Origin of the sequence: Streptomyces sp. NPDC086080, assembly GCF_044540255.1 — a bacterium.
In the GTDB taxonomy this organism is placed as follows: Bacteria; Actinomycetota; Actinomycetes; order Streptomycetales; family Streptomycetaceae; genus Streptomyces.
In genome coordinates this window covers 14,246-39,627 of the sequence record NZ_JBITRU010000027.1, presented here as the reverse complement: position 1 = coordinate 39,627, position 25,382 = coordinate 14,246, and the positions used below count along the sequence as shown (strand labels likewise).

Annotated in this window: 23 protein-coding genes, 1 tRNA gene and 1 pseudogene; 18 read left to right on the top strand and 7 right to left on the bottom strand. The window is 70.4% G+C overall.

Features of this window, described 5'->3' with window-relative positions; translation table 11 throughout:
* Positions 1 to 4 precede the first annotated feature (4 nt).
* From ACIF9R_RS27370 to ACIF9R_RS27320, 11 genes are all read left to right on the top strand, one after another.
* Positions 5 to 1,132 (top strand): acyl-CoA dehydrogenase family protein, encoded by a 1,128-nt coding sequence (locus tag ACIF9R_RS27370; protein ID WP_399985032.1) that lies wholly within the window; start codon positions 5 to 7, stop codon positions 1,130 to 1,132.
* Positions 1,132 to 2,382: an aspartate aminotransferase family protein gene (locus ACIF9R_RS27365; protein WP_399985031.1), complete on the top strand. Its 1,251-nt coding sequence runs from the start codon at positions 1,132 to 1,134 to the stop codon at positions 2,380 to 2,382. The genes ACIF9R_RS27370 and ACIF9R_RS27365 overlap by 1 nt, the downstream gene beginning before the upstream one ends.
* A 32-nt stretch (positions 2,383 to 2,414) precedes the next feature.
* On the top strand, positions 2,415 to 2,897 hold the full coding sequence (locus ACIF9R_RS27360; RefSeq protein WP_399985030.1) for a type II toxin-antitoxin system RatA family toxin: 483 nt from the start codon (positions 2,415 to 2,417) through the stop codon (positions 2,895 to 2,897).
* Complete coding sequence (locus ACIF9R_RS27355; RefSeq protein WP_399985029.1) at positions 2,897 to 3,388, top strand: hypothetical protein; 492 nt, start codon at positions 2,897 to 2,899, stop codon at positions 3,386 to 3,388. The genes ACIF9R_RS27360 and ACIF9R_RS27355 overlap by 1 nt, the downstream gene beginning before the upstream one ends.
* On the top strand, positions 3,385 to 4,377 hold the full coding sequence (locus ACIF9R_RS27350; protein ID WP_399985028.1) for a phosphatidylglycerol lysyltransferase domain-containing protein: 993 nt from the start codon (positions 3,385 to 3,387) through the stop codon (positions 4,375 to 4,377). The genes ACIF9R_RS27355 and ACIF9R_RS27350 overlap by 4 nt, the downstream gene beginning before the upstream one ends.
* A 49-nt stretch (positions 4,378 to 4,426) precedes the next feature.
* Complete coding sequence (locus ACIF9R_RS27345; RefSeq protein WP_399985027.1) at positions 4,427 to 5,389, top strand: VlmB-like protein; 963 nt, start codon at positions 4,427 to 4,429, stop codon at positions 5,387 to 5,389.
* Positions 5,389 to 6,342 carry an alpha/beta fold hydrolase gene (locus tag ACIF9R_RS27340; protein WP_399985026.1) on the top strand — a complete coding sequence of 318 codons (954 nt, stop codon included), beginning with the start codon at positions 5,389 to 5,391 and terminating at the stop codon, positions 6,340 to 6,342. The genes ACIF9R_RS27345 and ACIF9R_RS27340 overlap by 1 nt, the downstream gene beginning before the upstream one ends.
* A gap of 259 nt (positions 6,343 to 6,601) precedes the next feature.
* The gene (locus tag ACIF9R_RS27335) at positions 6,602 to 7,186 is read left to right on the top strand and encodes a TetR/AcrR family transcriptional regulator (protein WP_399985025.1); all 585 of its coding nucleotides are present in this window, start codon (positions 6,602 to 6,604) and stop codon (positions 7,184 to 7,186) included.
* Positions 7,187 to 7,430: 244 nt separating this feature from the next.
* Complete coding sequence (locus ACIF9R_RS27330) at positions 7,431 to 7,583, top strand: hypothetical protein (protein ID WP_399985024.1); 153 nt, start codon at positions 7,431 to 7,433, stop codon at positions 7,581 to 7,583.
* 448 nt (positions 7,584 to 8,031) lie between these two features.
* Positions 8,032 to 9,759 (top strand): LCP family protein, encoded by a 1,728-nt coding sequence (locus tag ACIF9R_RS27325; RefSeq protein WP_399985023.1) that lies wholly within the window; start codon positions 8,032 to 8,034, stop codon positions 9,757 to 9,759.
* A gap of 85 nt (positions 9,760 to 9,844) precedes the next feature.
* A complete protein-coding gene (locus ACIF9R_RS27320) occupies positions 9,845 to 10,270 on the top strand; it encodes a hypothetical protein (protein WP_399985104.1) in 426 nt (141 codons plus the stop codon).
* 428 nt (positions 10,271 to 10,698) lie between these two features.
* On the opposite strand, the gene ACIF9R_RS27315 is transcribed toward ACIF9R_RS27320, so the two are convergent.
* Positions 10,699 to 12,087, bottom strand: coding sequence for a cystathionine beta-synthase (locus ACIF9R_RS27315; RefSeq protein ID WP_399985022.1), 1,389 nt, complete (start codon positions 12,085 to 12,087; stop codon positions 10,699 to 10,701).
* Positions 12,088 to 12,248: 161 nt separating this feature from the next.
* On the opposite strand from ACIF9R_RS27315, the gene ACIF9R_RS27310 reads away from it, so the two are divergent.
* The 3 genes from ACIF9R_RS27310 (at position 12,249) to ACIF9R_RS27300 (ending at position 16,158) form a co-directional block, all read left to right on the top strand.
* Entirely contained in the window at positions 12,249 to 13,277 is a 1,029-nt protein-coding gene (locus ACIF9R_RS27310; protein ID WP_399985021.1) for an SGNH/GDSL hydrolase family protein, read from the top strand.
* A 597-nt stretch (positions 13,278 to 13,874) separates the two neighbouring features.
* Positions 13,875 to 15,095, top strand: a complete 1,221-nt coding sequence (locus ACIF9R_RS27305) for an acetyl-CoA C-acetyltransferase (RefSeq protein ID WP_399985020.1) — start codon at positions 13,875 to 13,877, stop codon at positions 15,093 to 15,095.
* Positions 15,096 to 15,384: 289 nt separating this feature from the next.
* A complete protein-coding gene (locus tag ACIF9R_RS27300) occupies positions 15,385 to 16,158 on the top strand; it encodes a hypothetical protein (RefSeq protein ID WP_399985019.1) in 774 nt (257 codons plus the stop codon).
* A 39-nt stretch (positions 16,159 to 16,197) separates the two neighbouring features.
* On the opposite strand, the gene ACIF9R_RS27295 is transcribed toward ACIF9R_RS27300, so the two are convergent.
* The gene (locus ACIF9R_RS27295; RefSeq protein ID WP_399985018.1) at positions 16,198 to 16,509 is read right to left on the bottom strand and encodes a hypothetical protein; all 312 of its coding nucleotides are present in this window, start codon (positions 16,507 to 16,509) and stop codon (positions 16,198 to 16,200) included.
* 101 nt (positions 16,510 to 16,610) lie between these two features.
* On the opposite strand from ACIF9R_RS27295, the gene ACIF9R_RS27290 reads away from it, so the two are divergent.
* Positions 16,611 to 16,841, top strand: coding sequence for a DUF4287 domain-containing protein (locus tag ACIF9R_RS27290; protein WP_399985017.1), 231 nt, complete (start codon positions 16,611 to 16,613; stop codon positions 16,839 to 16,841).
* 93 nt (positions 16,842 to 16,934) lie between these two features.
* Here the strand turns inward: ACIF9R_RS27290 and ACIF9R_RS27285 are convergent, their stop codons facing one another.
* The 3 genes from ACIF9R_RS27285 to ACIF9R_RS27275 form a co-directional block, all read right to left on the bottom strand.
* On the bottom strand, positions 16,935 to 17,831 hold the full coding sequence (locus ACIF9R_RS27285; protein ID WP_399985016.1) for a Bax inhibitor-1/YccA family protein: 897 nt from the start codon (positions 17,829 to 17,831) through the stop codon (positions 16,935 to 16,937).
* A gap of 191 nt (positions 17,832 to 18,022) precedes the next feature.
* Positions 18,023 to 18,559, bottom strand: a complete 537-nt coding sequence (locus ACIF9R_RS27280; RefSeq protein WP_399985015.1) for an SGNH/GDSL hydrolase family protein — start codon at positions 18,557 to 18,559, stop codon at positions 18,023 to 18,025.
* 67 nt (positions 18,560 to 18,626) lie between these two features.
* On the bottom strand, positions 18,627 to 19,835 hold the full coding sequence (locus tag ACIF9R_RS27275; RefSeq protein ID WP_399985014.1) for an RNA-guided endonuclease InsQ/TnpB family protein: 1,209 nt from the start codon (positions 19,833 to 19,835) through the stop codon (positions 18,627 to 18,629).
* A gap of 25 nt (positions 19,836 to 19,860) precedes the next feature.
* Between ACIF9R_RS27275 and tnpA the strand changes: the two are divergent.
* Positions 19,861 to 20,299 (top strand): annotated as a pseudogene (tnpA, locus tag ACIF9R_RS27270) (IS200/IS605 family transposase); the annotation flags it as partial.
* Here the strand turns inward: tnpA and ACIF9R_RS27265 are convergent.
* A complete protein-coding gene (locus ACIF9R_RS27265; protein WP_399985103.1) occupies positions 20,259 to 21,125 on the bottom strand; it encodes a laminin G domain-containing protein in 867 nt (288 codons plus the stop codon). The pseudogene tnpA and the gene ACIF9R_RS27265 sit on opposite strands and share 41 nt — an antisense overlap.
* Positions 21,126 to 21,464: 339 nt before the next feature.
* Positions 21,465 to 21,551 (bottom strand) — tRNA-Leu (locus ACIF9R_RS27260).
* 390 nt (positions 21,552 to 21,941) lie between these two features.
* Here ACIF9R_RS27260 and ACIF9R_RS27255 point away from each other — a divergent pair.
* Positions 21,942 to 22,712: an ABC transporter ATP-binding protein gene (locus ACIF9R_RS27255; RefSeq protein WP_399985013.1), complete on the top strand. Its 771-nt coding sequence runs from the start codon at positions 21,942 to 21,944 to the stop codon at positions 22,710 to 22,712.
* 72 nt (positions 22,713 to 22,784) lie between these two features.
* A complete protein-coding gene (locus ACIF9R_RS27250; protein ID WP_399985012.1) occupies positions 22,785 to 25,322 on the top strand; it encodes an ABC transporter permease in 2,538 nt (845 codons plus the stop codon).
* The last annotated feature ends 60 nt before the right edge of the window (positions 25,323 to 25,382 follow it).

The window sequence follows — 25,382 nt, the reverse complement described above, 5'->3', positions numbered from 1 at the left end:
CGGCATGGACAGCGCACGCGAGACGTGCGAGAAGTTCCTGCCGGGGCTCACCGAGGCCCTGGCCGAAGTGTCCCTGATGGAACTCGAGTCGTCCGGCAGCCCCGGCCCGGAGCTCTTCCGCCGGCACGCCGGACCGGGCCTGCTCGTGCCCACGCCGTACGGCGGAGCGGGCGCGAGCGCGCTTCAGGCGGCGCGGGTGTCCCGGGCGCTGGGCGCCCTGTCGCCCTCCCTCGGCGTGGCCACCGCGATGCACAACTTCTCCGTGGCGAGCCTCGTCGCACTGGTCGCCTCCACCGACGCAAGCGGCATGGAGTGGCTGGTCATCGAGGGCATCGCCCGCGACCGGCTGCTGGTCAGCTCCGCGTTCGCCGAGGGCCGCACCGGGGCGGGCGTCCTCGACTCGGGCGTCCTCGCGGTGCCCGTCGAGGGCGGCTACCTGGTCAGCGGCAGCAAGAAGCCGTGCAGCCTGTCGGCGTCGATGAACCTCATCACCGCGAGCGTCGCCCTGCCCGGCGAGAACGGCGGCACCGAACTCGGCGTGGCCCTGGTGCCCGCAGACTCCCCGGGCATCTCCCGCCGCCCCTTCTGGCAGGCACCCTTCCTGGCCGGCGCCGAGAGCGACGAGGTCGTCCTGGAGGAGGTGCGCATCCCCGAGGAGCTGATGCTGCGGCCCCAGGTCGAGCTGGGCACCGGTCTCGACACCCTGCAGACCGTCGGGTTCGTGTGGTTCGAGCTGCTGGTCACCAGCGTCTACACCGGTGCAGTGGCCCGGCTCGCCGAGAGTGCCCTGCGCACCGGCAGGGGCAGCGCCACCGACCGGGCGGCGCTGCTGACCGAGGTGGAGGCGGCGATCGGCCTGGCGGAGAACGTGGCCCGGATCGTCGACGAGCACACGGTCGGCAACGACGAGCTCGCCACCGTCCTCACCGCCCGCTACGCCGTGCAGGAACTCCTCGTCTCCGCGGCCGACCGGGCCGCCGAACTGCTGGGCGGCCTGGCCTTCGCCACGACGCCCGACGTCGGCCACCTGCTGGCCGTCAGCCGTGCCCTGGCCTTCCACCCGCCCTCGCGGGGGGCCACCGCCCAGGCACTGGTCGACCACCACGACGGCGCACCCCTGCGGGTGCGGTGATGGCGAGGGCCGAAGGCCGGGAGATCGCCCGCCTCTACAAGCGGCACCTCAGCCGCGGGCGCGGAAAGCTCGGCGAGATGTTCGGCGGACAGGTCGAGGTCGCCTCCGCCGGCTCCTGGGTGCGCACCGAGGACGGGCGCTGCTACCTCAACTGCGGCGGCTACGGCGTCTTCCTCGCCGGCGCCTGCCACCCGCGGATCGTCGCCGCCGTGGAACAGCAGCTGCGCACCCACCCGTTGGCGACCCGGCTGCTGCTGGAGCCGCGGGCCGCGCACGCGGCGGCGGCCCTGACCCGGGTGGCGCCCGAGGGACTGGAGCGCGTGCACTTCACCAACTCCGGTGCCGAGGCCGTGGAGACGGCCCTGAAGCTGGCCCGCAGCCGCGGCCGCCGGCGCATCGTGTCGACCTCGGGCGGCTTCCACGGCAAGACCCTCGGCGCCCTGTCCGCCACCGGGAAGCCGCTCTACCGCGATCCCTTCACCCCCCTGCTGCCGGACACCACGCATGTACCCTACGGCGACGCGGACGCACTGCGCGAGGCGCTGGGCGCCGACGCCTCCGACACCGTCGTGATCGTGGAGCCCGTGCAGAGCGAGGCGGGCGTCCTGGTACCTCCCGAGGGTTACCTCAAGGAGGTGTCGGCGGCCTGCACCGCCTCCGGCGCCTTCTTCGTCCTGGACGAGGTGATGACCGGCCTCGGCCGGCTCGGCGAGTGGTGGGGGGCCGACCGCGAGGACGTCACCCCCGACGTGCTGCTCGTCGGCAAGGCGCTCAGCGGCGGCGTGGTCCCCGTGGCCGCGGCCGTCGCCACCGCCGAGGCCTTCGCCGCCTTCGACCGTGACCCCTTCCTGCACACGTCCACCTTCTCCGCCGCACCCCTGGCCATGGCCGCCGCCGAGGCCGCGATCGGCGTCATCGAGGACGAGGGGCTCGTCGAGCGCGCTGCCGCCCTCGGCGGGCGCATCCTGACAGCGCTCAGGGCCGCCGTAGCCCGCCACTGCCCGCACCTGGTGCGCGAGGTCCGTGGCCTCGGTCTGCTCATCGGCATCGAGTTCGACGAGGCAGGCCTGGCAGGGGAGTTCCTGCTGGAACTCCTCGCCCGTGACGTGATCGCCAATCACTCCCTCAACGCGCACACCGTCGTACGTCTCACCCCGCCGGCCGTGCTCGCCGAGCCCGAACTGGACCACCTGGACGACGCGCTCGACGGCGCCTTCCGCGCGCTGGCCCAGCGCTTCCCGGCCGCGTAGTCCGGCAGCCCGCATCGAAAGGAACCCACCCCATGCGTTCGGTGGAACTGCTCTACGGCGACACCCGCCTGTCCCCTCACGAAGCCTACGAGCGGGTGCGCGACTTCGCCCGCTACCCGGACCTCGTCGACACGGTCCGCTCCGTCACCGTCCACCCGGCCACGTCCGGCTCGCCCGTCCTCAGCGACTGGGTGGTCGACTTCCGCAACGGAGTCCTCGCGTGGAGCGAGGAGGACGTCTTCGACGACCGGGCCCTGTCCATCGTCTTCCGCCAGACCGAGGGGGACTTCGAGTCCTTCGACGGCCGGTGGGACGTCACCGCCGGGCCGCTCGGCACCGCGCAGGTCCGATTCGCCGCGACGTTCGACTTCGGCCTGCCCAGCCTCGCCGGCATCGTCGACCCCGTCGCCGAACGCGTCCTGCGCGAGACCATCGAGCACATCCTGCGCGCCCTGCTCGCCGACGACGCCGACGACGTTCACCGGCCGGGCGAGGCCCGCGGAAGGGCCGCGTGATGGATGCCGTCAACCGCTTCGAGACGCCCACCACCTTCGGGCTGCTGCGGGCCGAGTACTGCGTCGGCCTGGCCCTGAGCGCGGGCCTGTTCCTGTGGCATCTCGACGAGGTGCGCTGGCCGGTCGCCCTCGCCCTGTTCGCGTACATCGACGTCATCGGCTACCTGCCCGGCGCCCTGGCCCACCGCCGCGCGGCTGGGGGCGAGATCCCGCGCGTGTACTACGTCCTCTACAACACCATGCACAGCTGGCTCACCGCGGGAGCGGTCGTCGCCCTGTGGGCCTGGCTGGTGCGCCCGGAATGGGCCCTGCTCGCGGTCCCCATCCACCTGTGCGGTGACCGCGGGCTGCTCGGCAACTTCCTCAAGCCCTTCGCCGTGGCCTTCGAACCCCAGCCGCACCCCGCCTTCGTACGACTGGAGAACGACCTCAAGTCCGCTGTGTCACCCGTGGGTTCACACGACGCGCGGCCCGCTCGGGCGGCGACATGAGCGCCCCCGCCGAGACGGCGTCCGCGTTCGATGTCCTCAGGGAGCACGCCGACCACCCCAGCGCCTTCCTCGCGGTCAACGCCGGCACCCGCCACTACCGCAGCGACACGGTGCCCGGGACCGTCGCCTACCGGCCCGGCCGCCGCCACCACATCCAGTTCGCCGCTCCCTTCGCCCCGCCGTCCGCCCGCGGCGATCTCCTCGACGACTATCTGCGGCACCTGGGCCGGGGCACCGTGCTGACGGCCGTCCAACTCCGCCAGGAGGACCTGCCGCTGTATGAACGGCGGGGCTTCGCGGCGAACCAGATCGGCAGTTCGTACGGCATCGACCTGGGCCGTTTCACACTCCGCGGCAAACCCCTGGCCAAGGTCCGCCAGAACGTCTCCCGCGCCCGCCGTGAGGGAGTGACGGTCGTGGAGGCGGGCCCCGACGACCTCGCCGACCAGCGGTCCCTGGACGACATCGACCGGGCCTGGCTGCGGGCCAAGGGCCGGCACGTCAAGGAGCTGTCATTCCTGATCGGCGAACGCGGGGGCCCGGGACGGCCGTTGCGCCGCACCTTCCTCGCCCGCCGGCACGGGAGCACCGTCGCCTACATCACCTACTCGCCCGTCTGGGGCAGCCGCCCGGGCTGGCTGTACGACCTCACCCGCCGCTCACCGCAGGCGCCGGTCGGCACGATCGAACTGATCAACCTGACGGCGCTGACCGCGTTCACCGAGGAGGGCGCGGGCTGGCTGCACCTGGGCCTGACGCCGTTCGCCGGACTCCACCGGGACCTCGAACCCCCAACGGCTTCCCCGCTGTTGACGCGGGCGCTGCGACAAGTGGCCCGACGCGGTACGGCGCTGTACCCCGCCCGCACCCAGGAGGCCTTCAAGCTCAAGTGGGCTCCGCATGTGATCGAGCCCGAGTACGTGGCTTTCCAGGACCGGGTCCGAATGGGGGCCGTATGGCATCTGCTGCGAGCGATCAGCGCCGTATGAACCCCACGGCTACCGAGACAGACTCCCAGCACGAAATGAGGATCACATCATGACCCAGCTCCCCGCGGTGCCCGTCGAGGCCGACTGGGATGCCGCTCCGGGCGTCCTGGAGGGTGCCCGCAGCCTGGAACTCACACCCGCCACCTGCAATCTGCCGTACTGGATCGAGCACGTGGCCGGTTCCATGCTGCGTCGGCTGGCGGACGGCACGGTGCGCGCGGACGCCCCGACCGAGGCGGTCACCCGCCCGGGCCCGCTGCACGATGCCCTCGTCGACGAGTTCACCTTCCGCACCCTCGCCGAGGAGAAGGCGGCCCGTGCGCTGTCCTTCCTCGTCTTCCACGCGCCGGACAACGACTGCCTGGAGTTCTTCTCCACGCAGCTCGTCGACGAGGCCCGGCACGCGCGCGTCTTCAGGGAGCACCTGCTCAAGGCAGGAGTCCCGGCCGGCGAGGTCGCGGGGGCGATCGCCCGGACCGCTGCCTCCTCGGGGGCGGCCGTCCTGGACCCACTGGAGGAGTTCGGCCTGCACGTCCTGCGCGACCAGGGGGACTTCTACGGCGGTGTGCTCGTGCTGACCGTCCTGGTGGAGGGTGCCCTCGCGCCCGCGGCCGAACTGAGCGAACGCAAGTGGAACTTGCTCGACCCTTCCGCAGCCCTCGTCGAACGGGGTGCCAACATGGACGAGATCCGCCATCTCGCCGTGGGCAGCGCCGTCATCCGCGACTACCTCACCCGCCATCCGGACCAGCGGTCCCGCCTCCTGGCCCTCATCCAGGAGGGCCGCCGCCTCTGGGAGAAACTACCCATGGCCGAGGTGCTCTTCCGCCGCGAGTCCCTGTTCCAGGAAGGCCTCGCCGAACACGGCCACCTGCTCGGCGACTACGAGATCTGGCCGGGCCGCCGCCTGGTGGACACCGGCGTCCAGGAGCGGATGGAGGCGGCGGAGCGGTGGTCCCGCGAGACGCAGGAGGCACGGCTGGCCTACATGCTGCTCGACGGGGCACTGTGATGCGCGGTCCGAAGGAGGGCGAGGCCTTGTCGGAGGTGTGGCGGATTCCGTTGACGGGGGCTTCGGGCGGGGCGGGCCATGAGACCGCACCGGCCCGTTTGCCGGAGGGCGCGCAGGAAACGCCCCCGCCCACGCTCTCGGCGCGCGTCAGCACCCCCGTCGGTCCGCCGCGCGCGGTGATCGTGATCTGGCCGGCACTCGGCGTGGACGCCTCCTACTACGACCCGTTCCGCGAACGTCTGGTGTCCCTGGGCATCGCCGCGGTCGCAGTCGACCTGCGGGGCCAGGGTGCGAGCGGCCCCCCGCCGGGGCGGGGTACTCGCTACGGCTACCACGAGCTGGCCTGCCGGGACTGGCCGGCGGTCCTCGACGCCGTACGCCGACGCTTCGGCCCGGGCGTGCCGCTCTACCCGCTCGGGCACAGCATCGGCGGCCAGATCAGCGTTCTGCATCTGGCCCGCGAGCCCAAGTCGGTGGACGGCCTGCTCCTCGTCGCGGCCGGCTCGGTGGACTTCCGAGGCTTCCGCGGCACGGCCCGGTACCGGGTGCTGGCGTCCACTCAACTCGTCGCCCTGATCTCCGCCCTCTGGGGATTCTGGCCGGGCCACAGGCTCGGCTTCGGCGGCCGTCAGCCGGCCCGGCTGATGCGCGACTGGGCCCGGATCTGCCGTACCGGCCGCCTCGCGCCTGCCGGAGCCGACTTCGACTACGAGGCACACCTCAGCGAGGTCACCCTGCCGGTGCTGGCGGTTTCGGTGGCCGGCGACCACCTCGCGCCCGAGGGTGCCGTCGACCGGCTGTGCGTGAGCCTCCCGGCGGCCGCCGTGACCCGCTGGCACTACCGACCCGACGGCGGGGACCGGGTGGATCATGTCCGGTGGGCCCGCCGCGGGGCGGCGATCGCCGAACGGATCTCCGGTTGGCTTGCGGAGAAGGAACTCACGGCTCGTTGACCTTCGTGGCTGGAGCTGGACTGCCCGCAACAGGCGCTACCGAGGCCTTCATGACTTCGAATCGTCATGAAGGCCCCGCGGCGGTTCGCTTTCAACCTTGTGGAATGGCTCGAAATCTTTCATCATGCAGGAACGAGACGGATCGTTCTGGGCGTCCGTCGCTACGGTGCACGCCGCGGCGATGCACGATCGGAGAAACCATCAACTCATGGGACACAAGAGAATCCTCTCTCCCGTGTCGGATGAACGAGGTCAGCGTATGCGGGACCTGGAGGCACGTGAGCGCATCCTCTCGACGACGCTGCGGATGCTCGGAGCCCTCGGCTATTCGCGGCTGTCGATCGGTGGCATTGCGCAGGAGGCGGCGGTCGGCAAAGCGACGATCTATCGATCGTGGGCCAACAAGGCGGCTCTGGTCCTCGACGCCGTACGCGTCCAATTGCCGGAGGTGCCCGTCGCCGACATCGGCGACAGCAAGGAGGAAATCGTCGCTGTGGCCGAGACGCTCGCGGAGATCTACGGTTCGCCCAAGGTCAGACTGGTCCTGCCGGCACTCGTCTCGGACGCGGCGGCCGACCCCGACCTCGGCCAGCGCCTGCGCGAAGAACTCATCGAGCAGCGCAAGAAGCAGTCGGTTGTGGTGCTCGACCGCGCGGTCGAGCGTGGCGCTCTTCCGCAGGACACAGACATCTCCACAGTGTTGGACATGTGGGCCGGACTGATGCTGTTCCGCAGCCTGTTCTACAGCGTCAGCCTCGACAAGCAGTCTGTACGCAACCTGGTGAGTGCAACGCTTGCCTCCCCACCGCGCACCACCTCCGGGGACGAAGCGCCTGGGAGCTGAGCCGCTTCCTCAGCCACTCCTGCTCAGTGCTCGTCTGCGGGTCTGGTGCGGTACGCGACCTGCCAGTAGGCGCATGAGCGCGCAGCGGCCACCGACTTCGACCCGGAGGCCATCGAATTGCCGATGGTGCCGCCGCCCGGCAGCGCAACCACCGTGTCCTTGCGCGTTCTCACTCCAAGCCGGGCATGCCGGCCGCGGCCACGTCGGGCTGTTCACTGCCGACAACGCCAAGACGATGGCTTTGATGCGACGGCTGCTCCGCCAGCACGGCCACGGTCCTCTGGCCGCAAGCATCAAGAGCCGGTACACCAGAACCATGCGCGAGCAGCAGCTGTCCAACGGCTGCGTTCACTGGGACGCGCTGGAGGGCAACTTTCCCGTCCACGCGAGGCACTGAGCCCGAGGCCGAGGGTCACCCGCTCCTTCAGATCCGCGACGAACGCCCTCGGGCTCAAAAGGCCGTCGAACCGCCGCGTAGTGCACGGCGCGGTCGCCTTCGGGGCTGAGTCGAGATCACGCCAGCTTGAAACAGCACACGCGCGGCGAGAAACCCCTGGTCAGCCCGACTCTCATTTCCCATGCCCCGGAACGACCTCGATTAGATGTTCATCAAATTAACAGTGACCAGGTCAGAGGACGTATCAAGTCTCATCTTCAGCGGCGGCTCTCAGTGGTGAGGGGCGGATATCACGCACTGTGCCCGGTCGGGGACAGATCCGGACCTCGACGATTTTGCTACGACCTCAGCGCATTGCGAAGGGGCCGGATAGCGTAACGCATCGAACAACTAAGCGCCTTGAGACGCAGGAGTCACCTGCGGCGCCCGACGGAGGACTGGTAGAAGCGTGGATGCGCCAAGTCGTGGACAGGCTGACGGGACCGATCCCGCCGACCAGTGGGTGCTCAATCCGAAGACCGGCGATTACGAACTGCGACCGACCGGTTCCCCGGAGCATCCGGTGGTCCCCCACCCGCGCGGAGCGCCCCACGACGCCGCCCGTCCCGCCCCCGCCGCCCCCACGCCGGACCGTGTCCCCGGACAGCGCGGGCGCGGCACCGCTCCCGCGCCCTCGTCCGATCCGGCCGACGCGGGCGAGCCCGGTCCCCGCGGGCACCGGCAGCGGAAACGCGGAAACGGAAAGAGGAAGGTGCTGATGTGGACCGGCGGTGCCCTCGGTCTGGTCCTGGTCGGCGGCTCGGCGTTCGCCTACTACTGGTACGACCGCCTCAACAACAACATCAACACCGTCGACATCGGCGACGCGGGCAGTGACAAGATTTTGGCGGACGGCCCCGTCAACATCCTGGTCATCGGCAACGACGTCCGCACCGGCAAGGGCAACGAGGCCTACGGCGACCGGGACAACGTCACCGGTCACGCCGATACCACCCTCCTCTTCCACGTAGCGGAGGACCGCACCAACGCGACCGTGATGAGCATCCCCCGGGACCTGATGACAGAGATCCCGGACTGCGAGACCAAGCAGCCCGACGGTTCGACCGAGGTCATCCCCGGCTCGACGGGCACCACCAGGTTCAACGAGTCCTTCGGCGTGAACGGCCGCGACCCCGGCTGCACGATGCGTACGGTCGAGGCGATCGCCGGCGTCGAGGTCGACCACTTCATGATGTTCGACTTCAACGCCGTGAAGACGCTGTCCACCGCGGTCGGTGGCGTCGAGGTGTGCCTGGAGAAGCCGCTCAAGGACCTGGACGGCGGGACCAAGCTGGACCTCCCGGCCGGCAAGAGCACGCTGGAGGGCGAGCAGGCCCTGTCGTTCCTCCGCAACCGGCACGGTCTGCAGAACGAGAGCGACCTGGACCGGATCAAGATGCAGCAGGCGTTCGTCGCGTCGATGATCAGCCGGCTGAAGGAGGACACGCTGGACAGCCCGTCGAAGATGCTCGACGTGGCCGACGCCGCCACCAAGTCCCTCACCGTGGACAAGGGCATAGGCAGTGCGCGCAAGCTCCTCACCCTCGCCAAGGAACTCACCAGGATCGACCTGAAGAACATCACGATGATGACGCTCCCGGTGATCGACAACCCGGACGAGCCCACGCCCGTCACCGTCGTCCCGGACCCGGTCAAGGCCCCGCAGGTGTTCGGCATGCTGCAGGACGACGTCTCCTTCACCGAGGTGAAGAAGAAGGAGAAGGCGGCCAAGGACAAGCAGGCCGCACTCCTTGAGGGCGCGCGGGCCGAGGCGTCCGCCGTACGCGTCGACGTCCTCAACGGCGGCGGTCCGCAGGGCGCCGCGCAGGAGACCCTGACCTGGCTGCAGACCAGCGAGGGCGTGTCCAGGTCCGCCAACCAGGGCAACGCTCCGGCGGAGGTGGGCAGGACACAGCTGGAGTACGCGCCGGAGCAGGCCGACCAGGCCCGCAAGCTCGCCGATCTGATGGGCCTGCCCGCCTCGGCCCTGAAGCCCGGCGGCGAGGACTCGGACCCGGCGCAGCCGATGACGCTCACCCTCGGCCCCGACTTCAAGGCGGCGGGCGTGCCCGTCGCCACTCCGAAGAAGGTGGATGTCGGGCAGTCCCGGGCCGACGAGAAAATGTGCAAGAAGTAGGGGAGCGGCGAACCCGAGTCCGAGAGGGGGGATACCCCCAGTGTCATCGGCCCGCCGCCTGCCTACCGTGGACCGCATGACCGGAATGGACGCGCGGGACGCCGAGCTGAAGAAGGAACTCAACGCCTCCCTGCAGGCCCGCAGGGAACTGGGCGAGGAGTACGAGTCCGCGCTGGTCGACTCGTTCCTGGAGAAGGTCGACCAGCGCATCGACGGCGCGGTGGAGCGCCGGGTGCGCCGGCAGCTCGCCGAGCACCAGATGACGGTGACCCGGGACGCCCGGTCGCCGAAGGTCACGGACTCCTGGGGGGAACGTTTCGGGTTCGGGATCGTCTCGCTGGTCCTGGCGATGCCGCTGTCCGCCATCGGCGGAGGTGTGGGCCATCTGCCGGGCCTGATCGTGGCCTGGCTGGGCATCGTCGGTGTCAACGTGGTCCAGGCGGCCCGCTCCCACCCGGGTCTGTTCGGCCGCCGCAAGGGCCGTCGGGACGGCGGCGACTGGGAGGACTGAGACAGGCTTGCGCGGGGACCGCCACACCCCCGGTCGCCCGGGGGGCGGGACGACGGCGGTCCCCGCGAGGGACGTGCGCCCGATGGGGGGCTGCGCGTCCGGGGCGTCCATGGAGGTCCGGGAGCCGCTCCGGAGATCCGTCGACGCCGTATGGCCGTCGGCCGGTACGGGGAACCTCCCCCAGTGCTCGACGCCTGGGAGGTACCTCCGCCGTTGCCTGCCGACAACCTCCAATCTGCCGCAGCCGTGTTAAGCGAGTGCTGCGCGGACGTGACACGCTCGTACCACTTCCGCGAAGTCCACGAAGATCACGTACGCGTCAACACCCGCCCGTTCACCTCAGGTTCGGCGGCACGGTGGCCGACGCCCGGTCACTTCCCGCCCTGTGGCTCACCGTTCTGCGGCTTCCCGCCCTACGGCTGCCCGTGCTACTTCCCGCTCTTCGCCAGGAAGGACAGCAGGTCCTGGCGGCTGACCACACCGGTCGGCTTGCCCTCGACCAGGACGATCGCCGCGTCCGCCTCGCCGAGGACGGCCATCAGGTCCGCCACCGGCTCACCGGAGCCGACCTGTGGCAGCGGCGCGGACATGCGCTTCTCCAACGGGTCGTCCAGGGATGCGCTCTTGCTGAACAGCGCGTCCAGCAGATCCCGCTCCACCACCGAGCCGACGACCTCGGCGGCCATCACGTCCGGGTGACCGGCGCCCGGCTTGACCACCGGCATCTGCGAGACGCCGTACTCGCGGAGCACCTCGATGGCCTGGCCGATCGTCTCGTCGGGGTGCATGTGGACGAGGGAGGGGATGTGGCCGCCCTCCTTGTCGTTCAGGACGTCGGCGACGCGGGCGCTGGTGCCGGTGTCCTCCAGGAAGCCGTAGTCGGCCATCCACTCGTCGTTGAAGATCTTGCTGAGGTAGCCGCGGCCGCTGTCCGGCAGCAGGACCACGACCACGTCGTCCTCACCGAGCCGCGCGGCCACCTCCAGCGCCGCCACGACCGCCATACCGCAGGAACCGCCGACCAGCAGGCCCTCCTCCTTGGCGAGGCGCCGGGTCATCTGGAAGGAGTCCTTGTCGGAGACGGCGACGATCTCGTCCGCGATGTCACGGTCGTACGCGGTCGGCCAGAAGTCCTCGCCGACCCCCTCTACCAGGTACGGCCGCCCGGAACCCCCGGAGTAGACGGACCCCTCGGGGTCGGCGCCGATCACCTTCACGGCCCCGTCGCTGACCTCCTTGAGGTAACGCCCGGTCCCGGAGATGGTGCCGCCGGTGCCGACGCCGGCCACGAAGTGGGTGATCTTCCCTTCGGTCTGCTCCCACAGCTCGGGGCCGGTGGAGTGGTAGTGGGAGAGGGGGTTGTGGGGGTTGGAGTACTGGTCCGGCTTCCAGGCCCCCGGCGTCTCCCGCACCAGCCGGTCGGAGACGTTGTAGTACGAGTCGGGGTGCTCGGGCGCCACGGCGGTCGGGCAGACGACGACCTCGGCACCGTAGGCCCGCAGCACGTTGATCTTGTCCGTGGACACCTTGTCCGGGCAGACGAAGATGCACTTGTAGCCCTTCTGCTGGGCCACGATGGCGAGACCGACACCGGTGTTGCCGCTGGTCGGCTCGACAATGGTGCCGCCGGGCTTCAGCTCCCCGCTCTGCTCCGCCGCCTCGATCATGCGCAGGGCGATGCGGTCCTTCACGGAACCGCCGGGGTTGAAGTACTCCACCTTGGCCAGGACGGTCGCCCTGATGCCCTTGGTCACGCTGTTGAGCCGCACCAGCGGGGTGTTGCCGACGAGGCTGATCATCGAGTCGTGGAATTGCACCGTTGTCTCCGGATGCTTGCAAAAGATGTGGTCGTCGTGGTCGAACCAGCCTAGGCCCTCCCCGAACGGAACCCGCCCGAGTCGTTCACTGCCCGTCGGGATTGGAGCACGGTGCGTACGGGGCAAGCACTGGGTACGGCTTCGAGGAGGTGGCGGCGGGCATGACGGGGATGTCGAGGGCGCGGGTGGCACGGCGGATCGCGGCCGGTGCGGCGTACGGGGGCGGGGGCGTCGGTCTGGCGGGCGCGGCCGCCATGGGCCTGCTGCTGGCGGAGGCGCGCGTGGCGCGGCGCCGCGTGGGCAACGGGACCAGTCCGTACGTACCGAACGCGGACGGCCTGTACGGCGCGGCCTACACCGTGCCCGGCGAACCGGCGCTGCGGCTGACGATGCTGGGTGACTCCACGGCGGCCGGGCAGGGCGTGCACCGGGCCGGCCAGACGCCGGGCGCGCTGCTGGCATCGGGGGTGGCGGCGATCGCGGAACGTCCGGTGGGGCTGAGCACGGTCGCGGTGCCGGGGGCCCGCTCCGACGATCTGGAGCGGCAGGTGACGCAGGCGCTCGCCGATCCGTCCCGGGTGCCCGACATGTGCGTGATCATGATCGGCGCCAATGACGTGACCCACCGGATGCCGGCCACCGAGTCCGTACGCCATCTGTCCGTGGCGGTACGGAGGCTGCGGACGGCCGGTGCGGAGGTGGTGGTCGGGACCTGCCCCGATCTCGGCACGATCGAGCCGGTGCAGCAGCCTTTGCGGTGGCTGGCCCGGCGGGCCTCGCGGCAGCTGGCGGCGGCGCAGACGATCGGCGCCGTGGAACAGGGCGGGCGGACGGTGTCGCTGGGCGATCTGCTGGGGCCGGAGTTCGCGGCGAACCCGCGGGAGCTGTTCGGGCCCGACAGCTATCACCCCTCCGTGGAGGGGTATGCCACGGCCGCGATGGCGGTGCTGCCGACGGTGTGCGCGGCGCTGGGGCTGTGGCCGGCGGAGGAGGAGCGTCCGGACGCCGCTCGCCGCGAGGGGTTCATGCCGGTCGCCCGGGCGGCGGCGGAGGCGGCGTCGGAGGCGGGTACGGAGGTCACGGCGGCGATGCCGACGGGGCCGCGGGGCGCTTGGGCCCTGCTGAAGCGGCGGAGGCGGAGGCGGGTGCCGGAGGCTGTGCCGGAGCCGTCGACTCAGGCGTCGCCCTAACCGGGGGTTGGCTGTGGCGCTGCCGTTGCTCTGGCCGCGGCCCGCGCCGCTGCGCGGGGGGAGGCACCCGGCAGGCGCCGGTGAGCCGGCGTGCGTGCGGGCGGGCCGGGGGGTGTCACGCAGCCCGGCGTCAACGGGGTGCCGTCGCGCCCACCCGTGCCGCCCTGCGGCACGCCTGCCCGCGGAGTGCGGCGACGCGGAGCGCGGAGGGCCGGGGTGGGGCAGCGCGGAGAGCCCGAGCGCGGAGAGCCGGAGTACGGCAGCGCGGAGAGCCCGAGCGCGGAGAGCCGGAGTACGGCAGCGCGGAGAGCCGGAGTGGGGCGGCGCGGCGGTGCCCGGCCGGGTTCGCTGTCGCGGGAGAACCCCCACCACCCCGCGGCACGACCGCCCGCGGAGTGCGGCGCGGGCCGCGAGGGGTGGCCGAGGCCGGCGCGGCCCGGGAGCGGCGTTGCGGCGGGATGCGGGGGCAAAGCAAGCGCTTAGACAGTTGCGGTCCATGTCACACCCTGGGAGCCGTGACCCGGACCATATGGCCGGGTAATTTCCCAGGGAGGTCGCACCAACCCATCGGTATGCCCACTTCCCTCTGGAGCCGTGATGCCCGAAGCCGTGATCGTCTCTGCCGCCCGCTCCCCCATCGGCCGCGCTTTCAAGGGCTCCCTCAAGGACCTGCGACCGGACGACCTGACCGCCACGATCATCCAGGCCGCCCTCGCCAAGGTCCCCGAGCTGGACCCGAAGGACATCGAGGACCTGATGCTCGGCTGCGGCCTCCCCGGCGGTGAGCAGGGCAACAACCTCGGACGTATCGTCGCCGTGCAGATGGGGATGGACCACCTCCCCGGCTGCACCATCACCCGCTACTGCTCGTCCTCGCTGCAGACCTCCCGCATGGCCCTGCACGCCATCAAGGCCGGTGAGGGCGACGTCTTCATCTCGGCCGGCGTGGAGACGGTCTCCCGTTTCGCCAAGGGCAACTCCGACAGCCTCCCGGACACCCGCAACCCGCTGTTCGCGGAGGCCGAGGCCCGTACCGCCGCCGTCGCGGAGTCGGAGGGCTCGACCTGGCACGACCCGCGCGAGGACGGGCTGGTGCCCGACCCGTACATCGCGATGGGCCAGACCGCGGAGAACCTGGCCCGCCTCAAGGGCATCACCCGCCAGGACATGGACGAGTTCGGCGTGCGCTCGCAGAACCTCGCCGAGGAAGCCATCAAGAACGGTTTCTGGGAGCGCGAGATCACCCCGGTGACGCTGCCCGACGGCACGGTCGTCAGCAAGGACGACGGCCCCCGCGCCGGCGTCACCCTGGAGGGCGTCCAGGGGCTCAAGCCGGTGTTCCGCCCGGACGGGCTCGTCACCGCGGGCAACTGCTGCCCGCTCAACGACGGCGCCGCCGCGCTCGTCATCATGAGCGACACCAAGGCCCGCGAGCTCGGCCTCACCCCGCTCGCGCGGATCGTCTCCACCGGCGTCTCCGGCCTCTCCCCGGAGATCATGGGGCTCGGCCCGGTCGAGGCGAGCAAGCAGGCGCTGTCCCGCGCCGGCCTGACCGTCGGCGACATCGACCTGGTCGAGATCAACGAGGCCTTCGCCGCCCAGGTGATCCCCTCCTACCGCGACCTCGGCATCCCGCTGGAGAAGGTGAACGTCAACGGTGGCGCCATCGCCGTCGGCCACCCCTTCGGCATGACCGGCGCGCGCATCACCGGCACGCTCATCAACTCCCTCCAGTTCCACGACAAGCAGTTCGGCCTGGAGACGATGTGTGTCGGCGGCGGCCAGGGCATGGCCATGGTCATCGAGCGCCTCAGCTGAGCCGGGCGAGCGCGGCGGCGACCGTACGGTAGCCGCCGCGGCACCCTCCGTGAGACATCGGCCCGGTACCCCGGTCGGCCCGGGGTCCGGGCCGTTTCGTGATCCAATCTCCCCCAGGATGTGACCTATCCCTCTCTCCGCGGGGATCCCGCAGGTCAGCGTCACACCCCTACCGGCCCCGGAAGCAAAGAGCTGTCCGTTTCGTGACGTTACGCACTGACAGAAGGTCAGTGCGCCCGTCAAGCTGAGGTAGGAAGTCGGGGGTCGACTTTGAACCGGGAGTACGTCAGTGAGCGCCATGCCGATCGCCCTGCTGGTCACCACGGCCGCCACCGGCGCCGTGGGCGTCGCTGTGCTGCGCAGCATCATGGTGCTGCGCCGACAGGTCGCGGCCCTGCACGCCGAACTGGCCAGGAGCCAGGGCACGCACGCGCGCGTTCCGGCCGCCCGCGCGGCCGACGCCGAGGGGATACGCGCGGCCGTGGCCGAGGCGCTCGCCGAGGAGCGGGAGCGTGAGCTCGCCGAGGCGCGGGCCTTCTGGGCCGCGCAGGAGGCGCGTGACGCCTCCGACGCACCATCCCTGCTGGGCCTGGCCGACAGCGAGCTGTTCCTGCCCCGGCAGGCCGACTTCGTGGGCCTGGAGCCGGTGAGCGAGCCCGCCGCGGACACCGAGGAGCACGCCGGGGACTCCCCCGAGCTGGCCGCGGCCCGCCGCCGCCACCCCTCGCACCCGGACTTCGTACCGCACCCCTCGCCGGTCGTGAACGACCATGAGCGCACCGTGAGCACCCTGGAGGAGCTGGCCGGCTCCCGCACCGAGCTGACCGATGTCCGCCCGGGCCCGCTGGGCACCCTGGACGTCTACGTGTTCGCCGACGGGACGACGCTGTGCATGACGCCGGGGCACCGGGAGACGGCGGAGCGCCTGGCCGCGGCCCTGCGCGCGGGCGAGACGCCGTTCCTGCTGGGCGGGTCCGGCATCTCGGGCGCGTACACGCTGACCTTCTCCTGCGGCGAGGAGAGCGTCTACATCCTCGCGGACCGCGTCATCGCGTCCTTCTGACCACGGATGACCGCGGACCCCGCCCCGGTCACCGGCCGGCTACACCCCGGCGCGTTCCCGCGCCTCCTCCACCAGCCGTACGGCCTCCTCGACGTCCTCGTCGCTCTCCAGCACGAGGGCGAAGTCGTGCCCGGCGACGGTGATCTGGTCGGCGGCGGCGAACATGCCCGCGTCGGGCATCTCGCGGGGTGCGCTGCCCGGCTCCTCGATCAGCTGGGCGCGTCGTGCCAGCTCCCTGGCCAGGGCGAGCGCCTCGGCGGCCCCGCCCCGTTGCAGCCTGCTCTGCGGCGCGGCCCGCAGACGGTCGGCGAAATGATCCACGGCACGGGTGAAGGGCGTCGTATCAACCACGCGGCGAGGGTACGCGGCCCGGCAGGACTGTTGCCAACGGGCGAACGCTCGGGCACGGTGACCTGAAGGACCGGCTTACATCCCAGCGTCCGGAGGCGCCGATGTCCCAAGTCTTCTCCGCAGAGACCCATCGCAACCTGCTCGCCCGCATCCCGCACTGCACCGGTCGTGAGGTCTCCGACTGGCTGCGCACCGTCGAGGAAGGCCCCTCGCTCTTCCGCTTCGAGGAAAAGGTCAGCTGGCTCCGGCACGAGTACGACCTGGCGTACGGCCACGCCAAGGCGATCGTCCACGAGTACGACCTGAGAAGGGCCGCGCGCAAGCTGCTCTAGCGCGCACGACGAAGGGCCCCGGGGGAACCGGGGCCCTTCGTCGTGCTGTCGGTGCCGTACGCGTGGCGTACGCGTGGCGTACGGCCGCCGTCGTCAGTCGCTGCTGTTGAAGATCGCGATGAGCCGCAGGAACTCCATGTAGATCCACACCAGCGTCAGCGTGAGGCCGAAGGCGGCGAACCAGGCCTCCTCGCGCGGCGCACCGTAGGCGATGCCGTCCTCGACCTGCTTGAAGTCCAGGGCGAGGAAGCAGGCGCCGAGGATGATGCCGACGATCCCGAAGACGATGCCGAGCGGTCCGCTGCGGAAGCCGAGGCCGTCACCGCCGCCGAACACCGCGAACAGCAGGTTCACGGCCATCAGCAGGATGAAGCCGAGCGCGGCCGCCATCACGAAGCCGTAGAAACGGCGGTTGACGCGGATCCAGCCCGCCTTGTACGCCACCAGCACACCGGCGAAGACCGCCATGGTGCCGAGCACGGCCTGCATGGCCGCACCGTCGGCGATGCGGTTGTCGACGATGCTGGAGATGACGCCGAGGAAGACACCCTCGAACGCCGCGTACGTCAGGATCAGCGCGGGAGTGGGCTTGCGCTTGAAGGACTGCACCAGCGCCAGGACCATGCCGATCAGAGCGGCACCGATACCGATGCCGTAGGACCGGCTGATGTTGGCGTCGTCGACCGGCAGCAGCGCCCAGGAGAGCGCGGCGGTCACGATGAGCAGGCCGAGCGTGCTTCCCGTGCGGATGATGACGTCGTCGATCGTCATCCGTCCGGCGGCCGCCGGTGCCATCGGCGGTGCGCCGTACTGCTGGTCCGTCTGCGCGTAGGGGTTCTGGGCGTACGGATTGCCCGTCGTCGGCTGCGCGTACGGGTTGGCCTGCGTGGCGACAGCGGGACCCCCGGCCTGCGGCGCGGTGTTGAAGCCCGCGTAGCCGTTGTCGCGGCTGAACCCCCGTCGCGAGAAGACCGGGTTTCTGCTTCTCATTGCACTCCTCCATGGCCACTCGGTGCGGCCTTGGGCTCAAGAGTAATGGGTAGGCAAAGGATTGACCCTAGTGCTTGGGAAGGATCTTTCCCTCGTCATCGTGCCCAACACGCTACGCGGTCGGGTGATTCCCCTCACCACGGGGGACCGAACCATGACCGACCCGGTACCCACCCGGAACCGGCAGGAAATCATCCGCTTGTCGGAGCGGAGAGCCCGTCCCGGGGGTCCGCGGAGTCGGGGGTCCGCAGGGAGCAGACCCTGCTCCGCGGGTCGAAGAGGCGCAGGTCCCTGATCATCTTGTGTGCCAGGAACAGATGGCCGCGCTGGTTCGGGTGGAGCCCGTCCCCCAGGAGGTCCAGGGGCACGCCGCCTCCGTAGGACTCCGTCCAGTGGGCGTGGTGATCGACGAGAACGACCTTCCGCTCCTCCGCGACCTCCCGCATGATCCGGGCGTAGTCACCGAGGGCCGAGCGTTCCGGCCAGCGCGACACGTCGATCGGGTTGGGTGTCTGGAGCAAAGGGATCGCCCCGCCCGGCAGTCTGCGGACCGCCTTGACCAGCTTGACGAGGTTCGCGCGGAAGACCGCCGGGCCGATGCCCGGGGTGGCGACGTCATTGGTGCCCAGCATGATCGACACGACCTGCGGCGAGAACGCCGTCACCCGCTGGGCCAGTCCGGCCACCAGATCGCCGGTGGTGGCGGCGCTCACCCCGGTGCCGAGCACGAAGTCGGTGTACTTGGGCGCGCCCAGCTCTTGACATCCTCGCCGCCCTGAGGGCGGCGATTCCCGCCTACCGCGCCGTTGCAGGCTGCGGTGTCGAGTGGGTTCCTGCTTCGCCGCGCGGTGCCGGGACGAGTCCCGGTCTTACCTGCGCTCCACAGGCTGACACGGCCAGTCCGGCCGCCTTGGCGATGTTGACCGCCGCGTTGATGTCCCGGTCCAGGACGGCCCCGCAGGCCCTGCACGTCCACACACGGACGTGCAGGGGCTTGGGGCCGTCCTTCACGCCGCACTGCGAGCACACCTGAGACGTGGGCTCGAAGCGGCCGATGCGGACGAAGGTGCGCCCGTACCGGGCGGCCTTGTACTCCAGCATGCTCACGAACGCCGACCATCCGGCGTCGTGCACGGACTTGGCCAGGCGCGTGCGGGCGAGCCCCTTCACCGCCAGGTCCTCCACGGCGACCGCTTGGTTCTCGCGGATCAGCCGGGTGGAGAGCTGGTGGTGGAACTCGCGGCGCGCGTCCGCGACCCGGGCGTGTGCCCGTGCGACGCGGACCCCGGCCCTGTCCCTGTTCCTGCTGCCCTTCTCCTTGCGGGAGAGGGCGCGCTGGGCCTTCTTGAGGCGCTTGGCGGCCCGGCGCAGGAAGCGCGGGCTGTCGATCTTCGTCCCATCCGAGAGGACCGCAAAGTGCCCCAGCCCGAGGTCGATGCCCACCTCGGGCATCGTCTGCGGCAGCAGTTCCCCGGGGCCGGTCTCGACGACGAAGCTCGCGAAGTACCGGCCCGCACTGTCCTTGACCACGGTCACCGTGGACGGGGTGGAGGGCAGGCTGCGGGACCACTTGACCTTGAGGTCACCGGCCTTCGGCAGACGCAGCTTCCCGCCCGGCGTGATCGACCAGCGGGCGTTCGCCGTGAACCGCACGGACTGCCGGGTGTCCCGCTTCGACTTGTACCGGGGCGCACCCATGCGCGGGCGCTTGCCCTTCAGCCCGTCGAAGAAGTTCTTGTACGCGGCGTCCAGGTCGCGCAGGGACTGCTGGAGGATCACCGCCGAGACCTCGCCGAGCCAGGCCCGCTCCGGGGTGTTCTTCGCCTCGGTGATGAGCCGCTTGGACAGGTCGCCGGTCCTGGGGAACGGCAGCCCCTGGCTGCGGGCGGTCTCCCGGGCGCGGAGCGCGTCGTTGTAGACCACCCGCGCACACCCGAACGCCCTCGCCAACGCGCTGCGCTGACCGGCGCTCGGGTACAGGCGGAAGCTGTACCGAAGCTGCACGAGGATCACGCTACACAGTTGGTTTATGGGTAACGATGAGAACATTCGTACAGGTCGTCACGCGTCTTCCGCATGCACGTCCATTTGATTTTCGCGACAAAGTACCAGCACTCCGTCTTCGCGGACCGGCACCTGACGCGGTGCGAGGAGATCATGCGGGCCGTGCGCGAGGACTTCGAGGCCGAGCTGGTCGAGTTCAACGGCGAGAACAACCACGTCCACCTCCTCGTGAACTTCCCGCCGAAGGTCGCCGTGTCCAAGCTGGTGAACTCCCTCAAGGGCGTGTCCTCGCGCAGGCTCCGCCTGGGGGCACCTCCCGGCCGAAGGCCGGGGGAGAGTTTCCCGACCTCGTCCGCTATTACTGGCGGGCACGGCGCCTGTGGTCCGGCTCGTACTTCGCCGGGTCGGTCGGCGGTGCGCCGCTCAGCATCGTGAAGCCGTACATCGAGCAGCAAAACCGGCCGCTCCGACCTGGGTCGAAGGTGAACAGTGCGGATCCATGCACACAGCTGAGGTCAGAGCAGTTCTCAGATTCGCTTCACCACCGGGCTGAAGCCCGGTGCACTGCGAATAGTCCCGGTAGCTGCGCCAGCCGCCGGTCCACCGGGCGCCATGCGTGATGCTGTCGCCCGTGAGCACCCAGGTCGCGGGAGCCGCCGAGTTCAGGATCCGGGAGAGCCCGCCGAAGTCCGCGAGGTCCACCCGTACGCTCTCCGCGCCGGCCTCGGCCTCGGTCAGCACCCGGTCGTAGACGGCGACCCGCTTGATGCCACCGGTGAAGAACCACTCCCCGCCGGGGTGGTCGCTGTCGAGGTTGCGGGCGACGCCGACCGAGGCCAGTCCGCCGACCGACGTGAAGAAGTCGCCGGCCGGCACGGTCAGCACCGGCCGCCCGTCGGCGTGGAAGGTGGTGCGCCGGCCGTCGACCGTCACGGCGACGGTGTGCCAGGCGCCGTCGTCGTACATGGTGCGGGTGAGGTGGTTCTGCCTGACGGTCCCCTTCTCCCGGACGGAGAACTGCAGCGCGCCCGCGCTCACCCCGAGGGTGATGTTGATGGATGGCTCCGACGGGTTCGACGCGCTGAAGAGCGCCATCGGCCGGTTGCGGCTGGTGGTCCTGAACGTGACGAGGACCGTCCCGGTGCGCAGCCCGCCGAGGGCGGCGGCCTGCGCGGACAGATCGGTGTACGACGCCCCGTCATAGGTCTTCTCGACACGGTGGTCCAGCACCGGCGGCCGGGTGCTCCGTCCGGCGGGCACCCGCGCCGGAGCGGCGACCCCGGTGGCCATCACACCCGCGGCGGTGAGCACGGCTCGTCTTCGCATCGTTCACCCCTCGCACAGGGAGACAGCTCCGGCGCGCCACGCCCACGCCCTCCGCCTCGGACTCGGAATCGGAATGGGACCCAGGTCACACGAGCAGACGATGCGTCATGGTAGTGAGGAGAGCCGTACTCCCGGCCGACTCCCGGTGAACAGTCGCGGTCGGACGCGGCTCGGCGGCCGCGGTGTCTTGTCCGCCCCGCCGCGGGCGGTCTGTGCGCGTTACGGAATGCGATGTGCCCGCGCCCCGTGGACGAGGGAGGGCGGGCGGCGCGGTGTTCTCGCCGATCAGGAACGACGGCGTGGTGGTGCCCGGAGCCGGACTTGAACCGGCACGCCCGCATAGGGGCAGCGAGGTTTAAGCTCGCCGTGTCTGCATTCCACCATCCGGGCAGGCCGTGGGCTCCGCTTCGCGGCTCCGAGCCTATCGGTGACCCTCTCCCCGCCGACGACGGGATGGCCCGATCTTGTCTTATTTTATTGGCGCCTGAGGGAGCATCAGACATCGGAACTCGCCGTCAGCACGTGCCACCACCCTTGCCGCTGACGCTCCGCCATGTATGCGGAATGACGGAATTTCACCGTACGAACAAGGGCGCTCCACCCGTTCCCGGCACGGCCCGCCGAGGGCTGCCCGTCATCCCCAGGTATGACACCGCGCCCCACGGTCCCCCCCGAGTCGCCCTCCGGAACCGGAGCAGCGGGTGACTACACGGCGGCAAAGCGGCGGAACGATGGACCACGTCCCCGAAGAGTCGTCGTCCCGACAGGAGCGTCCATCCCGTGACCACCGCACCCCCCGCCGACCGGACCACCACCGTGGCCGCCCGCGCCACGGAGCTGTCGAAGATCTACGGCCAGGGTGAGACCCAGGTGGTCGCCCTGGACCGGGTCTCCGTCGGTTTCCGGCAGGCCGAGTTCACCGCGATCATGGGCCCCTCCGGGTCCGGCAAGTCCACGCTGATGCACTGCGTGGCCGGGCTCGACACCTTCTCGTCGGGCTCCGTGCGCATCGGCGAGACCGAGCTGGGCTCACTGAAGGACAGGCAGCTGACCAAGCTGCGCCGGGACAAGATCGGCTTCATCTTCCAGGCGTTCAACCTGCTTCCGACGCTGTCCGCGCTGGAGAACATCACCCTCCCGATGGACATCGCCGGCCGTAAGCCGGACAAGCAGTGGCTGGACACCGTGATCCGGATGATCGGACTGTCGGACCGTTTGAGCCACCGGCCCTCCCAGCTGTCCGGCGGTCAGCAGCAGCGGGTGGCCGTGGCACGGGCGCTGGCCTCCCGGCCGGAGATCATCTTCGGCGACGAGCCCACCGGAAACCTCGACTCCCGCTCCGGCGCCGAGGTGCTGGGCTTCCTGCGCAACTCCGTGCGCGAGCTGGGGCAGACGGTGGTCATGGTGACCCATGACCCGGTCGCCGCCGCCTACGCGGACCGCGTGATCTTCCTCGCGGACGGCCGGATCGTGGACGAGATGGACGGGCCGACGGCCGACTCGGTCCTCGACCGGATGAAGCAGTTCGACGCCAAGGGCCGCACCAGCTGACCTCCCCCGGCGGCTCTCCCGCCGGCCCGCCCGTCCGCCCTCCCCCGTACGTCTGGACCCGAGAAGACTCCCATGTTCCGTACCGCCTTGCGCAATGTGCTCGCGCACAAGGCCAGGCTCCTGATGACCGTGCTCGCCGTAATGCTCGGCGTGGCCTTCGTGTCGGGGACCCTGGTCTTCACCAACAGCCTCTCCGAGGCCCTGCAGAAGCAGTCCGCCAAGGGCTTCGACCACGTCGACGTCGCCATCACCGCCCAGTGGGTGGAGGGCGAGAACGACGAGGTCGGCGAGTACTACGAGCTGACCCGCGAAGTGGTCGACGACAGCGCCGCCGTGCCCGGCGCCGCGTACGCCATCGGCACCGTCCAGGGCTTCACCGCGATCGCCGACAAGGACGGCAAGTTGCTCGGCAACGGCTTCCAGTCGCAGGGCGGCAACTACTGGGGCCCCAAGGACCCCCGCTATCCGCTGGTCAGCGGGCGCGCGCCGAAGGGCGAGGGCGAGATCCTCATCGACTCCGAGACCGCGAAGCGGGCCGGCTACGAGGTCGGTGACACCGTACGGATGTCGGTCGACGGTCCCGTCCTGGAACCGGAGATCACCGGCGTCTTCACCACCGACGACGGCAATGTCGCGGCCGGCGGCAGCCTCACGCTGTTCGACACGGCGAGCGCGCAGAAGCTGTTCGGCAAGGCGGGCATCTTCGACGAGATCGCCGTCAAGGCGAAGGACGGCGTCAGCGACACCGCGCTGCAGGCCCAGCTGGAGAAGGCACTGCCCTCCGACGCCGTGGTGACCACGACGGGCACACAGCTCGCCGACGACCAGGCGGAGTCCATCGCCTCCTCGATGAGCGGACTGAAGCAGGGCATGCTGGTGTTCGCCGGGATCTCCCTGTTCGTCGGTACGTTCATCATCGCCAACACCTTCACCATGCTGGTCGCCCAGCGCACCAAGGAGCTGGCCCTGATGCGCGCGGTCGGCGCCTCCCGGCGTCAGGTCACCCGGTCGGTGCTGATCGAGGCGTTCGTGGTCGGCACGGTCGCGGCCATCGCCGGACTCGTCGCGGGTATCGGTATCGGCGTGGGGCTGCGCTCGCTGATGGGGACGCTGGACGCGCCCATGCCCGACGGGCCGCTGGTGATCAGCCCGGGGACGGTCGCCTCCGCGTTCGCGGTCGGCATCCTGGTGACCATGCTCGCCGCGTGGCTGCCCGGTCGCCGGGCCGCGAAGATCCCGCCGGTGGCGGCGATGAGCGCGCTGCACGCCCAGGCGACCACCAAGTCGCTGGTGCTGCGCAACACGCTGGGCGCGCTGGTCTCGGCGGCCGGTGTCGCCCTGGTCCTCGCGGCCACGACGATGGTCCCCAAGGATGCCAAGGTCCCCATGGGGTTCGGAGCCGCACTGCTGATCATCGGCGTCTTCATCCTGACCCCGCTGCTGTCCCGCCCGCTGATCGCCGCCGCGGCGCCGGCACTCCGTGTCTTCGGGGTCTCCGGGAAGCTGGCCCGGCAGAACTCGGTGCGCAACCCGCGCCGTACCGCCGCCACCGCGTCCGCGCTGATGATCGGACTCACCCTGATCACCGGTATGACCGTGATGGCCGGCAGTCTGCAGAAGTCCATCGACAAGATGGCGGCCTCCGCGATCGAGGCGGACTACATGGTGTCCATGGTGAACGGGCACCCGCTGTCGCCGGACGTCGAGAAGAAGCTGAAGCAGGCCGACGGCGTCACTGCCACCAGCCCCATGCGCAACACGTTCGCGCTCGTCGACGGCGAACACCAGTACATCACCGGCGTGAACGGCGCCACGATCGGCGAGCTGACCGAGTTCCCGGTGGTGCAGGGCGCCTTCGAGGTCGGCGGCACCGGGATCGTCGTGGACGAGGACGCCGCGAAGTCGCGTGGATGGAAGGCCGGTTCGAAGGTCACCCTCACCCATGAGGACGACAAGAAGCAGCAGTTCACGATCACCGGTGTCTACCAGGCCAACGAGCTGGTGCGCGGCATCCTGATCGACACCGCGACCCTCGACCGGCACGAGTCGGCCGATGCGGAGCCGACCGACATGATGGTCATGGTGAAGACCGCCGACGGCACGTCCGACGCGGCGAAGGACTCGCTGGAGAAGGCTCTCGGCACCAACCCGGCGATCAAGGTCCAGGACAAGCAGGACCTCTCCAACGAGATCGCGAAGATGTTCACCCTGATCCTGAACATGGTCTACGGCCTGCTGGCGATGGCGGTGATCGTGGCGATCCTCGGCGTCGTCAACACCCTGGCGATGTCGGTGTTCGAGCGCTCCCAGGAGATCGGCATGCTGCGGGCGATCGGCCTGGACCGCACGGGCATCAAGCGGATGGTCCGGCTGGAGTCCCTGGTGATCTCCTTGTTCGGCGCGGTGCTCGGCCTCGGCCTGGGCGTGTTCTTCGGCTGGGCGGCCGGTGAGCTGCTGGGGGCGAGCATGGCGACGTACGAACTGGTCCTGCCGTGGGCCCGGATGGGGATCTTCCTGCTGCTGGCCGCGGTGGTGGGTGTGCTGGCGGCGCTGTGGCCGGCGCGGCGGGCGGCCCGGCTGAACGTGCTGCGGGCGATCAAGGCGGAGTAGCCGAAAGGGAAGGCCGCACTGTGCGGCGGGCCCCGTTCCGGGTGGAACGGGGCCCGCCGC

What these genes read in the sequence shown, in the direction of transcription:
- ACIF9R_RS27320 (WP_399985104.1), top strand. Translation starts at nt 9,845, where the DNA reads ATGGACGCGCGGGACGCCGAGCTGAAGAAGGAACTCAACGCCTCCCTG.
- ACIF9R_RS27285 (WP_399985016.1), bottom strand. Translation starts at nt 17,831, where the DNA reads ATGAGAAGCAGAAACCCGGTCTTCTCGCGACGGGGGTTCAGCCGCGAC.
- ACIF9R_RS27370 (WP_399985032.1), top strand. Translation starts at nt 5, where the DNA reads ATGGACAGCGCACGCGAGACGTGCGAGAAGTTCCTGCCGGGGCTCACC.
- ACIF9R_RS27330 (WP_399985024.1), top strand. Translation starts at nt 7,431, where the DNA reads ATGCGACGGCTGCTCCGCCAGCACGGCCACGGTCCTCTGGCCGCAAGC.
- ACIF9R_RS27350 (WP_399985028.1), top strand. Translation starts at nt 3,385, where the DNA reads ATGAGCGCCCCCGCCGAGACGGCGTCCGCGTTCGATGTCCTCAGGGAG.
- ACIF9R_RS27335 (WP_399985025.1), top strand. Translation starts at nt 6,602, where the DNA reads ATGCGGGACCTGGAGGCACGTGAGCGCATCCTCTCGACGACGCTGCGG.
- ACIF9R_RS27310 (WP_399985021.1), top strand. Translation starts at nt 12,249, where the DNA reads ATGACGGGGATGTCGAGGGCGCGGGTGGCACGGCGGATCGCGGCCGGT.
- ACIF9R_RS27355 (WP_399985029.1), top strand. Translation starts at nt 2,897, where the DNA reads ATGGATGCCGTCAACCGCTTCGAGACGCCCACCACCTTCGGGCTGCTG.
- ACIF9R_RS27265 (WP_399985103.1), bottom strand. Translation starts at nt 21,125, where the DNA reads ATGGCCACCGGGGTCGCCGCTCCGGCGCGGGTGCCCGCCGGACGGAGC.
- ACIF9R_RS27340 (WP_399985026.1), top strand. Translation starts at nt 5,389, where the DNA reads ATGCGCGGTCCGAAGGAGGGCGAGGCCTTGTCGGAGGTGTGGCGGATT.
- ACIF9R_RS27290 (WP_399985017.1), top strand. Translation starts at nt 16,611, where the DNA reads ATGTCCCAAGTCTTCTCCGCAGAGACCCATCGCAACCTGCTCGCCCGC.
- ACIF9R_RS27365 (WP_399985031.1), top strand. Translation starts at nt 1,132, where the DNA reads ATGGCGAGGGCCGAAGGCCGGGAGATCGCCCGCCTCTACAAGCGGCAC.
- ACIF9R_RS27305 (WP_399985020.1), top strand. Translation starts at nt 13,875, where the DNA reads ATGCCCGAAGCCGTGATCGTCTCTGCCGCCCGCTCCCCCATCGGCCGC.
- ACIF9R_RS27360 (WP_399985030.1), top strand. Translation starts at nt 2,415, where the DNA reads ATGCGTTCGGTGGAACTGCTCTACGGCGACACCCGCCTGTCCCCTCAC.
- ACIF9R_RS27250 (WP_399985012.1), top strand. Translation starts at nt 22,785, where the DNA reads ATGTTCCGTACCGCCTTGCGCAATGTGCTCGCGCACAAGGCCAGGCTC.
- ACIF9R_RS27345 (WP_399985027.1), top strand. Translation starts at nt 4,427, where the DNA reads ATGACCCAGCTCCCCGCGGTGCCCGTCGAGGCCGACTGGGATGCCGCT.